Annotated in this window: 11 protein-coding genes; 7 read left to right on the top strand and 4 right to left on the bottom strand. The window is 47.3% G+C overall.

Annotation, left to right across the window (positions count from 1 at the left end):
* Positions 1-493: 493 nt before the first annotated feature.
* The 3 genes from fusA to QUB26_RS30010 all read left to right on the top strand — a co-directional run bounded on the left by fusA (position 494) and on the right by QUB26_RS30010 (position 4,237).
* Positions 494-2,578: an elongation factor G gene (fusA, locus tag QUB26_RS30020; RefSeq protein WP_333243539.1), complete on the top strand. Its 2,085-nt coding sequence runs from the start codon at positions 494-496 to the stop codon at positions 2,576-2,578.
* 290 nt (positions 2,579-2,868) lie between these two features.
* The gene (locus QUB26_RS30015; protein WP_333243543.1) at positions 2,869-3,513 is read left to right on the top strand and encodes a Uma2 family endonuclease; all 645 of its coding nucleotides are present in this window, start codon (positions 2,869-2,871) and stop codon (positions 3,511-3,513) included.
* A 289-nt stretch (positions 3,514-3,802) separates the two neighbouring features.
* Positions 3,803-4,237, top strand: coding sequence for a hypothetical protein (locus QUB26_RS30010; RefSeq protein WP_333320952.1), 435 nt, complete (start codon positions 3,803-3,805; stop codon positions 4,235-4,237).
* 123 nt (positions 4,238-4,360) lie between these two features.
* On the opposite strand, the gene QUB26_RS30005 is transcribed toward QUB26_RS30010, so the two are convergent.
* The gene (locus QUB26_RS30005; protein ID WP_333320950.1) at positions 4,361-5,743 is read right to left on the bottom strand and encodes a UDP-N-acetylmuramoyl-tripeptide--D-alanyl-D-alanine ligase; all 1,383 of its coding nucleotides are present in this window, start codon (positions 5,741-5,743) and stop codon (positions 4,361-4,363) included.
* A gap of 408 nt (positions 5,744-6,151) precedes the next feature.
* Between QUB26_RS30005 and QUB26_RS30000 the strand changes: the two genes are divergently transcribed.
* Positions 6,152-7,429: a hypothetical protein gene (locus QUB26_RS30000; RefSeq protein WP_333243550.1), complete on the top strand. Its 1,278-nt coding sequence runs from the start codon at positions 6,152-6,154 to the stop codon at positions 7,427-7,429.
* A gap of 287 nt (positions 7,430-7,716) precedes the next feature.
* A complete protein-coding gene (locus QUB26_RS29995) occupies positions 7,717-8,049 on the top strand; it encodes an RNA-binding protein (protein ID WP_190743136.1) in 333 nt (110 codons plus the stop codon).
* 231 nt (positions 8,050-8,280) lie between these two features.
* Here QUB26_RS29995 and clpS read toward each other — a convergent pair whose 3' ends face one another.
* Positions 8,281-8,562: an ATP-dependent Clp protease adapter ClpS gene (clpS, locus tag QUB26_RS29990; RefSeq protein WP_015178019.1), complete on the bottom strand. Its 282-nt coding sequence runs from the start codon at positions 8,560-8,562 to the stop codon at positions 8,281-8,283.
* Positions 8,563-8,853: 291 nt separating this feature from the next.
* Here clpS and QUB26_RS29985 point away from each other — a divergent pair, with 291 nt between their 5' ends.
* On the top strand, positions 8,854-9,456 hold the full coding sequence (locus tag QUB26_RS29985) for a DUF3172 domain-containing protein (RefSeq protein WP_333142979.1): 603 nt from the start codon (positions 8,854-8,856) through the stop codon (positions 9,454-9,456).
* 179 nt (positions 9,457-9,635) lie between these two features.
* Here the strand turns inward: QUB26_RS29985 and QUB26_RS29980 are convergent, their stop codons facing one another.
* A complete protein-coding gene (locus QUB26_RS29980; RefSeq protein ID WP_333320948.1) occupies positions 9,636-10,961 on the bottom strand; it encodes an AMIN domain-containing protein in 1,326 nt (441 codons plus the stop codon).
* Between the two features lie 90 nt (positions 10,962-11,051).
* Between QUB26_RS29980 and QUB26_RS29975 the strand changes: the two genes are divergently transcribed.
* On the top strand, positions 11,052-11,609 hold the full coding sequence (locus QUB26_RS29975) for an NUDIX hydrolase (protein WP_333320946.1): 558 nt from the start codon (positions 11,052-11,054) through the stop codon (positions 11,607-11,609).
* Between the two features lie 48 nt (positions 11,610-11,657).
* On the opposite strand, the gene QUB26_RS29970 is transcribed toward QUB26_RS29975, so the two are convergent.
* Positions 11,658-12,078 (bottom strand): calcium-binding protein (locus QUB26_RS29970; RefSeq protein WP_445299654.1); only part of this gene is annotated, 421 nt, incomplete at its 5' end.

Below are 12,078 nucleotides of genomic sequence, written 5' to 3'. Positions count from 1 at the left end.
TCCTTTTTGGACGGGCGGGACGCCCATCCCACAATAACAATTAAAATTGTAAGTTATTTAATTCGCGATCCTTATTTAATGTCAGTAATGTAAGAAATCGGTTTTCTTCCCATAAACTCACGTAAAATCCTAGGTTTTTTGTCAGGAAACGCGGTTTATACTTTTTTGCTGAGACTGCTGCAAAATATCAGGTTGAGCGAAACGTCAAAAACACGAAGTTGTTGGGTAGGAGTGCCTCAACCCAACCTACTTTCGGAGACGATTTTTCCCTTGGTCTAGGGTATTTTTATGAGTTGTCAGGCTTGGGGCTCTTATTAAACCAAGAATCCTTCGCAGGAATGACGGAGAAGTGTCAAAATTAAGATAGTCCTGCCAGAAACAGGAAAAAGGAAATCCGGCCTGTACTGGCCTTACCAGGCAACATTGATTCCTCGCTAGTCACGCTTGCAGGTGGTCGCCGACGGTTCGTCGCATTTAATCTCAACACTAATTTATGAAAGATCTCACTCGTTATCGAAATATCGGCATCTTCGCCCACGTAGATGCTGGCAAGACCACCACAACTGAAAGAATCCTGAAACTGACGGGTAAAATCCACAAAATCGGTGAAGTTCACGAAGGCGCGGCGACTACTGACTTCATGGAACAGGAGCAAGAGCGCGGTATTACGATTCAATCCGCTGCTACCACCTGCTTCTGGAACGAGCATCAGCTCAACATCATCGATACTCCGGGACACGTCGATTTTACGATCGAGGTTTACCGTTCTTTGAAGGTTCTCGATGGTGGCATTGGTGTGTTCTGCGGTTCGGGTGGAGTTGAACCGCAATCTGAAACCAACTGGCGCTACGCTAACGATTCCAAAGTCGCTCGCGTCATCTACATCAACAAGCTCGATCGCACCGGTGCAGATTTTTACCGCGTTGTCAAGCAAGTTGATAAAATCCTTGGCGCTAAACCGATGGTAATGGTATTGCCGATCGGCATAGAAGAAAAGTTTTGCGGCGTAGTCGATTTGCTGACCCGCAAAGCCTGGATCTGGGATGATTCCGGCGATCCCCTGAACTATCAAATTAAAGATGTTCCCGCCGATATGGTGGATGATGTCGAAACTTGGCGCGAAAAGTTGATTGAACTGGCCGTCGAGCAAGACGACACTGTGATGGAACAGTATCTCGAAGGCAACGAGCCGAGCCTCGACGACCTCAAGCGCTGCATTCGCAAAGGTACTCGCGATCGGGCATTTTTCCCCACCTACTGCGGCTCATCGTTTAAAAACAAAGGCGTGCAGTTGGTTCTGGATGCCGTAGTTGACTACCTGCCAAACCCGATGGAAGTCACACCGCAGCCCGAAGTCGATCTCGAAGGCGAGGAAACCGGCGAGTTTGCGATCGTCGATCCCAACAGGCCATTGCGGGCACTCGCGTTTAAGATCATGGACGATCGCTACGGCGCTCTAACCTTCACACGCTTGTACTCCGGTACTCTGTCCAAGGGCGACACCGTACTCAACACCGCCACAGGCAAAACCGAGCGCATCAGTCGTTTGGTGGAGATGCACGCCAACTCTCGTGAAGAAATTGAATCCGCCCAAGCCGGGGACATTGTGGCGATCGTCGGTATGAAAAACGTCCGCACCGGACACACCATCTGCGACCCCAAAAATCCCGCCACCCTAGAGCCGATGGTATTCCCCGATCCCGTTATTTCGATTTCGGTTAAACCGAAACAAAAAGGCGGCGAAGAAAAAATGGGAGCAGCCCTCACCAAGATGGTGCAAGAAGACCCATCCTTCCACATGGTGACGGATCAAGAAAGTGGCGAAACGATTCTCAAGGGGATGGGCGAGTTACACCTCGACATCAAAGTAGACATTCTCAAGCGCACCCACGGCATCGAAGTAGAAGTCGGCGAACCACAGGTAGCCTACCGCGAGTCGATTACCAAGCGCCTCGAAGACGATTACACCCACAAAAAGCAATCAGGTGGTTCCGGTCAATTTGCCAAAATCGGCTACGTGATCGAGCCTGGTGAGCCTGGAAGTGGCTTCATATTTGAGTCAAAAGTGACTGGTGGTAGCGTGCCGAGAGAATATTGGCCAGCGGTCGAAAAAGGCTTTGAAAGCTGCATCGACAAAGGCGTCTTGGCCGGATTCCCCTGCTTGGACTTGAAATTCACGCTTCTAGAAGGCGGTTTCCACCCCGTTGACTCGTCAGCAATGGCTTTTGAAATTGCTGCCAAAGCGGCCTATCGTCAGTCTTTGCCGAAAGCCGGGCCTCAGTTGCTCGAACCGATTATGAATGTCGATGTATTCACTCCAGATGATTACATGGGCGACGTGATCGGCGACCTCAACCGCCGCCGTGGGATGATGAAATCTCAGGAGACAGGACAAACTGGAGCGCGGATCAAGGCAGATGTACCGTTGAGCGAAATGTTTGGTTACATTAGCGACTTGCGTACTATGACATCTGGCCGCGGACAGTTCTCAATGTCCTTCTCGCACTATGCTCCTTGTCCGAATAACATCGCTGAAGAAGTGATCAAAGCGGCAAAAGAGCGTCAAGCCGCGAAGTAATGTATTGACTGCGACGAAGTGATTTGTCGCACTCAATCACTAATGTTAAAAACTAGATTTTTCTAGTTTTTAACATTGGTGATCGGAGTCTCCCAATTTTAGTTTCACAGAAGTGTTCGCTGTAAGAACTCGAAGCGAGATATACAACCAAGCGAGAACTCCTAAAAAATTCTTTTTACTGTCTGAAAGAGATGCTCTCTTCAAAAATTGCTCTAAAAGGGTGATCGCCCGTCCCTCAATATAAGGTTTGCTAAGATACAATCAATAATTAAAAAAGCAAGCAGGTAGCCATGACAGCCACCCTGATTCAAACCCCAAAAGCCGGATTTCTGCTCAAAAACATTAGTTGGCAGACTTATGAATCTTTGGTAAACGAACTCGCCGAACAGCCTGGAATTCGTTTGACTTACGATCGCGGAAATTTAGAAATTATGACTCCATCAGCACCCCATGAAGGTAGTAAGAAAATTTTAGGCCGTTTTGTGGAAAGTGTGAGTGAAGAATTAAACATCGAAATTCGGAGTTTGGGTTCTCTAACTTGCAGGCGCGAGGATTTGGCTCGCGGTTTGGAACCGGATCAGTGCTATTATATCGAAAATGAGGATGTGGTTTGGGACAAAGAACAAATCGATCTCAATCAAGATCCGCCACCGGATTTAGTGGTAGAAATTGACGTTACTAGCAGTTCGATCGATCGACTTTCTTTATATGCAAGTTTAGGCGTACCAGAAGTTTGGCGCTACGACGGAAATCGTTTAATAATGTATCAGTTGGAAGCACAGGAATATACAGAAAGAGATGTTTCTCCGACTTTTCCTTTTTTGTCGCAAGTTGAGATGCTGCGCTTTTTGGAATTGAGAAGGACTACAAAAGAAAATGCTTTAATTCGCTTGTTCCGGGAGTGGGTGAGGAGTCAAATTCACTCAGGAGATTGAAGCAGCGCGATTCCCTTCGGGATGGCTGAGTTTGACGCTCTTTTTAGCAACCGCAGATGAACGCTGACTGACGCGGATGGATGACTCGGGCGAACTCCTGGAATTTACCTTAATTTAGCCCTTGCATATCTTAAACCAGATCGCTAATGTTCTCCTCCATCTCAATTTTGATAGAGATGCAACGCGCTCAACAAGAGATGCAACGAACCGATCGCCTGGCCCCAAAACTGCGAGAATTAAATATTGACCCTGATACAATTTAGCAATTTTAGCAAAGAGCGAGGTTGATATGACTCAAATAAATCCCGATCGCACTGCTGGTACAATTGCGATCGACGTTTGCGCTCAATCAAACGGGCAGTATGTTTGTCAGATTTCATCGTCTCTGAGCGATCGCCCCAATGATACCATGAATTTTTACGGACAAACGAAAGAACACGCGATCGCGATCGCCCTGGAACATTTAGCCGACGAGTATCGCGAGAAAGCCGAAGAATCTCAGAATATAGATTCGCTTGCCGTGGAAATTTCAGATTCTGGAGAACCAATTAATAAATATTATCATGTGATTGTACACTACGAAGAAATTTCGGAAGCCGAATCTAAGTTTGAGGCAGTACACAATACAATGATAGGAAATACGATAGTTGAGAATGCCAGAATTGCAGCCATTGAGATTGCTCCAGATATCGAAATCGAGCCGTTAGAGCGATCGGGACATTGAGCCATCGGGACTTAGGTGCAGATGGGCATCTTACCCTACGCACCAACGATCGAAACGTGAGTTTGAGGTGGCGATCGACTAGAAGCGATCGCATAATTTCAAATCCCCAAAATTTCTTTTCTATTACTCCCCCGCAAAATCTGCCCTAAACTTCTCCACAACTCGATTCAACTCAACTGAATGAGAAGCTTTAAATAAAATACGATCGCCCTTTTCGACAAATCCCAACAACCGCTTTGCTAAATCTTCCCGCCCATCCTTGGCTGTAATATCTCCTATCTCCACAAAAGGCAAACCCGCCGCACCTGCAGCCATCGCCGCCGCTTCCTCAAAATCAGCAAAAACAAACAAAGCATCGAGATTCAAATCTCGCGCCGCCCTTCCCACTTGTCGGTGAAATTCGATCGCCCTGTGGCCCAATTCCTTCATCGTTCCCAACACCGCAATCCGGCGCTTTCCAGGAGTATCTGCTAATAGTCTCAGGGCTGCCAACATCGACTCCAAACCAGCATTGTAAGTCTCATCTAGAATCACAATATCCTGCAGCAAATCGTAGCGGCGCGCCCGTCCATCCGGTAACTGCACAGACAAACCTTGCTTTAAAACTTCCCAATCAATACCTAAAACTTTTCCTACGGCCAAAGCCGCCAAATAATTTACAGCATTGTGGCGTCCAGGCAGTGGCAGCGGCAATTCCACACCTTCTACTAATATTGTATCAGGATTGAGCAATTCTCCCCACAAATCCCCGCCTTCTAAACCATAAGTTAAAGTTTTTCCCTGCCAAACTTTGGCCGCAGTTGGGATTAATCTGTCACCATCGTGATTGAGAATAGCAATGCTATCTGTAGGCATTTCGGCTAACAGTTCGCACTTAGCTTGGGCGATCGCCTCTTCGGAACCCAATCGCCCGATATGTGCCGTTCCTACATTAGTAATTACCGCCACAGTAGGACGCGCAATTTGCGACAGTAGCGCAATTTCACCACGGCCGCGCATTCCCATTTCAATTACAGCATAATTGTGTGCGGGTGAAAGCTCCAACAGAGTTTTTGGTACGCCAATTTCATTGTTGTAGTTATATTGAGTTTTAAGAACATTTCCCGTCGTTGACAAAACCGCCGCAATTAACTCTTTAACAGTAGTTTTACCTACAGACCCAGTAACAGCAACTATAGGTATACTGAATTGGTCACGCCACCAACGGGCGATCGACTGGTAAGCTTTTAAAGTATCGTCAACGCGCAACAGCGGAAAATTCGGCAATTCCTCTTGCCAATGTCGATCGACAATCGCGGCAATCGCCCCCAAATCCCTGGCTTTTGCCACAAATTGATGGCCGTCAAAATTGTCTCCCCGCAGCGCCAAAAATACTTCACCCCCCTCAAGAGTGCGCGTATCTGTGGCAATACCTGTCCCTACAACTGTCAAAACGCCTTCAGACACAGTAGGCAAAGGTACAGTTAAAATTTCAGCAAGTTGGGCGATACTTACGCGACAAACCATAACCAGCACTCACATTTAAAATAATTATTTTCACAGCTAATTCTACCTCGCCCAACCTCAAATTTAACTAACAGCGGGCGGCGGATCGGGATTGACCTCGATCATCCTAATACTAAATCGTCGGTTCACCAAAAAATTATCCCGTACCCACCCACGATCTTTACCAATACTTTACACAGTCGATGGTATTTAAGGCCTTGCTAATTACCAACAATTCATGTCATGCTGGTGTTGATAAATAGTTTAACTAAGCAAAAAATATCGATCGGCTTAAGCTGCTGACAGCTTCTACCCATAAGTCTCCGCCGGCGAGAAGCTCGGTTGACTCAATTATTGCGATTCATTTGCCAATTCATCAAAATAATAGCGCTGAAAGCTCCTGCCCCAGCCTCGGAGGGTTAATCCACAGTGAACGACTACAACAGACAAAGCCACGAAGAAGAACAGCTACTTTACAAGCATTGGCTGGAGTTGGTACAACGAGAGCAGCCTGCCGAACTCATCAGCCGCTTTCGCACTTTGTTTATCCAGGGTACTGGATATCCCGATCGCTCGATCGCCGAAGCACTCGAAAAAATAGCAGCCTCAAAACACGCCGAACAAGAATTCAAATACATTCTCAACCGCTGCTGCCACATCCTGATCAACCGCTGGCAAACCTACCCCAGCAAGCAAGCAGCCATCCCTGAATTGATCGCTATGTTTGAAGAAGCACCCAAAATATTATTTGGATACCATCGATCGCGGGGGCGAGGCTCCATCCCCCAATTAGTAAATCAATTTACCGAAAGCGAACAGTACCTCACCCTCCAACGTTTAGCCAAAGTCATAACTCACAACAATGAAGATAGCAGCAGCAAAACCCCTGCTACCCTCGCCCTCGGAACCTTAATTCCCCGCTACCCTTACCTCTACAAACACTGCCTGCTCAGCGACGACAGCAGCTACGAACAGCAAAAAATCATTAAAAAAATCCAAGCTCAAAAGCAGCAGCAATTTGAGATCAACCTCTCCCAGTATGTTGCTCACCAAGTGAGAAAAGCCCAAACAGCCCGTCGGGAAACCTCAATTGTCTTCAAAAGAAGTATACAACCTATAAAAAATCCGACCCTGTTGACCGACCCGGAACTATTCTTTGCCCTCAAGCAATTTGTCGGAAAAGTAGAAGGAGCAGATACCTACAGACAGCTAGCGGGCCGTTTCACGGCGAACGCCAGCACAAATCAGTCCTACCGCTCCTTTAAAGACGACTTGTACGAATACCTGATTTCTTCTGTCACCGACGATCGCTACGGCAAACGTCTCTTTAACGAAAAATTGTATAAGCAACTACAAAATACCCTGCCCCACAGCGACGATCAGAAGTTTAACGAATTTTTAATGATCAGAACTTGCAGCCAGTTATTGAACTTTTTAGTAGTAGAGAGTCCTGTGCGGCCCAACCACTTTGTCTTCATCGACCTGATCTCAAACCTCGGTCCCACCCAAACCACAGGTTTGCTGCTGAAAATCGTACTAATTTGCGGCAAAGTCAAGCCCTACCTAGAAAAGCGGCTGGCAATTTTGTTCGGTCACTACGAATGCAGTACCCGAGAAGGCGTGGTGTGGTTAGTCAAAGCCCTAGAAAACGTAAACCTAGCTTTGAGTACCAACTTTGGCAAGGTGGATGTATCTTTCCTGCGGTGAGAGGGCGCGGCATAACTTTCTTTGCTTCCACTGCAGGCAAAACATCACACCCATCAACCAGGTTTCTGAATACCCTAAAAGTTTTACCTTTAATTTGAACGACTTAATTAACTCCTGAAACCTACTCAAAAGACATTATTCTATGTTAAAGTACCAAGTGTGAATCAGATTCAGTTGCAGGCTTTGTTCATTGCTACAGAATTGTCTAAAAACTTGCCCTTCTGTATCGGCAGGGGACTCTCCGAAACTGAAATCTTCGCACTGTCTAAATTTTGGAGTTATTCCTCATGTCGATATACGTCGGTAACTTATCCTACCAAGTTACCCAAGAAGACATCACCACCGTCTTCGCCGAATACGGAACTGTTAAGCGGGTACATCTACCTACCGACAGAGAAACCAGTCGCCCCCGCGGCTTCGGTTTTGTAGAAATGTCCACAGATGCAGAAGAAGATGCAGCGATTGCTGCTCTCGACGGAGCAGAGTGGATGGGTCGCGACCTCAAAGTTAACAAAGCCAAGCCCCGCGAAGATGAAGGTGGCCGGGGCGGCGGCAACCGGGGCGGCGGTGGCCCTGGAAAATTTGCTCGCGGAGGGGGCGGCGGCGGAGGACGTTATTAATTTCCTCTGATAAAGATTTGAGATTGAAGAGTTGAAATTGGCGCGAGAGCTCACCTAGCTCCGAACCACTTCCGGCCTTTCCGAAAAACCTATGCTCTTCAAGTTTCCATATCTACCGCATTAAATATACCAAAAAGCCAAGGGCCGAACCCTTGGCTTTTTGGTATGTATGAGGGTTGACGGTATAAGTCTGAAACCGGCTGGGCGAATCCGTTGCAGTACCGTCAGGTTCTAATCGTCAGGTTCGATGCTGCTGCTCAATCCGTGATTATTGAGCGTTTCAGCGTAAAACTCAGCGTGTTCGAGAGCGCAAACAATCACCAATCCCATCCCGTTAGTATGGGCTTCCATCATCACATTTACCGCCTGTGGCTGAGTCAGACTCGGTACCGTCGCCATCAAAGTCTGCACCACGTACTCCATAGGATTGAAATCATCATTGTGCAGCAGAACGCGGTAGCGCGGTGCAAGCTTGCGGACTGTGGAAGGCTTTTGAATAATTTCGACAGACACTAATCTATACCTCCTGACTTGTAAAATGTTAAAATTTGTCAACAATCTTGAGCCGGATTCCTCCGCTGTGCAAGACTATCTCACTTTCAGCTATTTTATTGAAATCTGAAACTTCAGACAAGGCAGCCCCTCGGTCGATCGCGAGCTGTGAACCCAACACCAAACCCACAGGGCGTGTCCTGGACCCTGGGCAACCACCTTCCTAGCGCCATAATATTAGAAAGGCGCGATCGGTTAAAAATAACAAACTACTACCTGTTGAGTCTCCAGAACTGAGGGAACGAACATTATATGAAACGCAAACCTAAATCCTACAACGACAGATTCAGCGGCGACCCATCCCGAGGAGATGAAGACTCCGACTACCCAGGCTCCTTTGGCGGACAGTCGCGGCGTCAACCTCAGTCCGGCAAACCCTCTTTCCTCAATTCCGCCACCCTAGGGATTTTAACAGCCGTCTTTATTCTGGGAATTGGGATTGGCATTGCCTTTAGCTCCACAGCTACAATTAGCCCAGAGAACGTAGCCTCCCGCGAATTTATCGATCGCAGCGCCCCGAACCCAGAACTTTGCGTGCAGTTTGGAGCCAGCGCGATGGTGACAGATATGCGCCTCTACGTCACCCTCAACCCCTTCAACGTCTACATCTCGCAGCCGAGTATGCGCCCCGGATGCGTTTTGCGAACCAATAACTGGGCAATTCTCGAACAAAGAAAACTCATCAGCCAAGACCAAGTGCGCGATTGCAAAAATCGCATGAACACCTTTGGCTTCACCGGCCCCCTGGAAGCTCAACCCGAAATTAACTGTATCTACCAAAACGACGGCGCTAAAAACCTGTTCCTCAACCAACCGGGTTCGATAGCTCCAACCACGGAAGGTCAAAATTTCTAAATCCCCGATATAGCGGTTTTCAGTTGAGTCAATTTCAGATATGGGGTAGGGACTTAGGCTTAGCCTAAGTCCTTACTTTATTTCAGAGAATGGAAAACTGCTCTGAGAAAATATTAAACTAAGAGGTTCGAGGGAAGAAAAAAGTCTTCCTTCTTCCTTATTCCCTCCTCCTTCTGGCTTCAAAAACCAAACTGGGGGAAATCTTCCGTTAACTGAACTTGAAAAATTTGGCCGGGTTGAATCGTAGCAGGTTGAGGAGCAGCCACGTAAGTTGTAGCAACACCACCTGCTGCTCCCGCCAACAAACCGATACCAGAAAAGCCGCTCAGCAAGAACAAAGCTAAGCCACCAATACCAGTATTTCGCAACAAACTGCGATCGGTCGGCTGTTGTCGGCGGCCTCCCACGGGTTCGGAGCGAGCGAAGAGAGGGATATTGCGGCCGTTGAGACTAATAGCTTCGACCACAAATCTACTGCCGAGGTTCGTTGTTTCAAACCGACCGATGACCGGCGTATTAGCAGGTACGATCGTATTGCCGCGACTGTCGAAAATTCCCCCTTGCAGCAACAGCACTTCCTCCCGGCTGGGCTTCACTTGCAGCCGCAAAGCCCGATCGCCCGGGTATAGTAAACTCAGCTCCGTGCCCGCCGGCAACAAGACATTCGCCCCAGTCGCAGCCTGCAAAGGAGCATTCGATCGTCCTCCAGGAAGCGGTTCACCAAAAGTAAGCGTCCGCTGTTGGGGTGCAGCAGCCGTTATTTGAGGATCTAGGCGGGGTAGAGCAGCAGCTTGTACCCCACGGCGTTCGTCAAGGCGAACATTGACTAAAGGCACTCTTAGCGGCCGGATTTGGTCATTGGGAGTTGGCGGCTGCGAATAATTTGTAGCGGGATTCGGGGAAGTAGGAGGCTCAGGTCGATCGACCTCTGTGGCAGCAGTTGAGTTGGAATCTGTCAGCCGGTGGTTTTGCGGTACTTGTATGGCAGGCTGGGGTTGAGTTTCGGGAGTTTCCATAATTCGAGTCGGTTCGATCGAAGGAAGCAACACCCAGCGATTTTCTAACCCGCTTCTTTGGAATTGAACTTTCCCCGCGCTGAAACCGACTCCAGGAGCCAAATTGACCAGAATTCTCGCCGTTCCCGGTTGAAGTTGACTCACCCCCACAGAACGCACTCTACCTTGTGGGTATAGCTGAGTTGCATCTACTCCGATCTCAGTATTGGGCAAATCCACAGCAATCTGAGACGGATTGAGTAGAGAATATCTGGGGGTTGTTCCCTCTGGGAGAGTAATTTCTAGCTGATTTGTCGCCGGATCGAATTTCCAACTTGTGACTGTAGAAGCATTTGCTGGTTCCAGTGTTGCTGGCACTGCTGCAACTGCGGCAACGACTGCTAGACTCAGACTCAGTGACTCGATCGCAAACAATCCGGGTGCTAGATAATTAACAGTCAATTTTTGTAAGTCTTCCCAAAATTTTCGTGGTAATTTTTTGTATGGCATGGCTGCTGGGTGAAATTTTTGATCTGAAATAGATTATGGATGGGAAAATTTTGCCTTCGGATAACGCTGAAAGTTTAACATTATTGCGATATGAAAAATTTAACTAAATGGAAATTATTGCGATCGCGCTTCGTTCTTAACAACAAGTGGTGTCAGGTTAGACAAGATGAAATAGAATTGCCAAGCGGACAAATTATAGACGACTTTTTTGTTAATGTCCGACCCAACATCGCCCTCGTATTTGCCACGACAGAGCAGCAAGAACTTTTATTAGTGCGCCAATACAGGCACGGAGTAGGCGAAATTTTGCTGGAACTGCCTGCTGGATCTTTCAATCCTGCTGAAGAGAGCGGCAAATCGGCAGCCGCCAGAGAACTTGCCGAAGAAACGGGATATGTTGCTGAAGAAATTTTGGAACTAGCAACCTTATATGATAACCCGGTAAAAGACACCAATTCTATCTACCTATACTTTGCTAAAAATGTCAAGCTTGCCAGCCAAATACAATTAGATATTACAGAAGATATTGAAGTAGTTTTAATCCCACTTACCGAAGTTTTGTTGAAAATAAAAAACCGAGAAATTTGTGTAGCAGGAAGCATCGCAGCTATTTTTTTAGGATTAGATTTTTTGAATGAACAGCGGTAAGGTGCTGTGTGAATGGAACCCTACACGCTGTTTTTTGTGAGGATTGTCTTAACTCGAAAGAGTCATAAAATCCAGAGAAGTAATAGTATTATCAGCGCCAAAAACCTGAGCCAAAACCTCCCCAGTCGCCGCAACTTGTAGCAGCGTGCCATTCGCCATCGAGTTAATTTGCAAAGCCTCAAAACTCAAGCCACCAGCCAGAACAAACTTATCACTTCCTACGGAAAAATTGAGGATAGTATCAATACCGCTATTAGCGCTTAACACAAAGTGATCGTTCCCAATACCCCCAATCAAAGTATCATCTCCCCCATCGCCAAACAGCCAGTCATCCCCTGCACCCCCATTGAGAATATCGCTATCTTTCCCTCCGTAAATAGTGTCATTACCCTGATCACCGTTAATAGTATCTTGACCTTCATTGCCGTATAACAGGTCATCGCCACTGCCACCATTAATACAGTCTTGC

It is taken from the genome of Microcoleus sp. B4-C1, from assembly GCF_036705285.1.
Taxonomy (GTDB): Bacteria; Cyanobacteriota; Cyanobacteriia; order Cyanobacteriales; family Microcoleaceae; genus Microcoleus.
This window is presented reverse-complemented; position numbering and strand designations above follow the sequence as displayed.

Bases quoted from the DNA above. Each gene is read 5' to 3' on its own strand.
- QUB26_RS30005 (WP_333320950.1), bottom strand. From the start codon at position 5,743: ATGGTTTGTCGCGTAAGTATCGCCCAACTTGCTGAAATTTTAACTGTA.
- QUB26_RS30015 (WP_333243543.1), top strand. From the start codon at position 2,869: ATGACAGCCACCCTGATTCAAACCCCAAAAGCCGGATTTCTGCTCAAA.
- fusA (WP_333243539.1), top strand. From the start codon at position 494: ATGAAAGATCTCACTCGTTATCGAAATATCGGCATCTTCGCCCACGTA.
- QUB26_RS30010 (WP_333320952.1), top strand. From the start codon at position 3,803: ATGACTCAAATAAATCCCGATCGCACTGCTGGTACAATTGCGATCGAC.
- QUB26_RS29985 (WP_333142979.1), top strand. From the start codon at position 8,854: ATGAAACGCAAACCTAAATCCTACAACGACAGATTCAGCGGCGACCCA.
- QUB26_RS29980 (WP_333320948.1), bottom strand. From the start codon at position 10,961: ATGCCATACAAAAAATTACCACGAAAATTTTGGGAAGACTTACAAAAA.
- QUB26_RS29995 (WP_190743136.1), top strand. From the start codon at position 7,717: ATGTCGATATACGTCGGTAACTTATCCTACCAAGTTACCCAAGAAGAC.
- QUB26_RS29975 (WP_333320946.1), top strand. From the start codon at position 11,052: ATGAAAAATTTAACTAAATGGAAATTATTGCGATCGCGCTTCGTTCTT.